The organism is Vibrio rubrogenes, assembly GCF_059641415.1.
In genome coordinates, this window is the sequence record NZ_JCARSY010000115.1 from 1 (window position 1) to 592 (window position 592).

1 protein-coding gene is annotated in these 592 nt (G+C 53.5%); it reads right to left on the reverse strand.

Going from position 1 to position 592, the window contains the following annotated elements; genetic code table 11:
- Positions 1-592, reverse strand: a 592-nt coding sequence (locus AC55NX_RS20790) for an FAD-binding protein (protein WP_496997461.1), incomplete at both ends; no start/stop codon positions are given.

The following is a 592-nucleotide window of genomic DNA, read 5'->3' on the forward strand; positions in this document are numbered from 1 at the left end:
AAGGCGCTGGTGCGCACCACGGGACTCTTTACGGAGGATCGCGGAGTGAACCATCGCTTCGGCAACTTCCAGTCCATAACCGACTTCTAAAGCGTACAGCAGGTCGGTATTAAAGACTTTGCCTTTGTCTTTGATGCTGATTTTTTTATAGCGTGCTTTCAGTTCGGTCAGCTTATCAATTGCTTGTTGCATCAGATCTTCCTGACGGTAGATGCCACAACCGGCTTCCATGGCATGACCCATTTCAGTGCGGATATCGGCCCAGTTTTCATCGCCTTCCTGTTGCGTCAGAGCCGCAATCCGATCTTCTGTGGCTTTGATTTGTGCGGCAATTGCAGAGTCGTTCCATCCGCTAAAAGTAGCGGCACGTTCTGCGGCTTGTTCACCGGCAACACGACCGAACACGACAAACTCAGCCAGTGAGTTGGAGCCGAGACGGTTGGCACCGTGCAGTCCGACGGAAGAGCACTCACCGACGGCAAACAGGCCTTGGATGCGGGTTTCACACTGACCGTTGGTTTCAATCCCACCCATGGTGTAGTGCACGGTCGGACGGATTGGGATCGGCTCTTTGACCGGATCGACATTCACG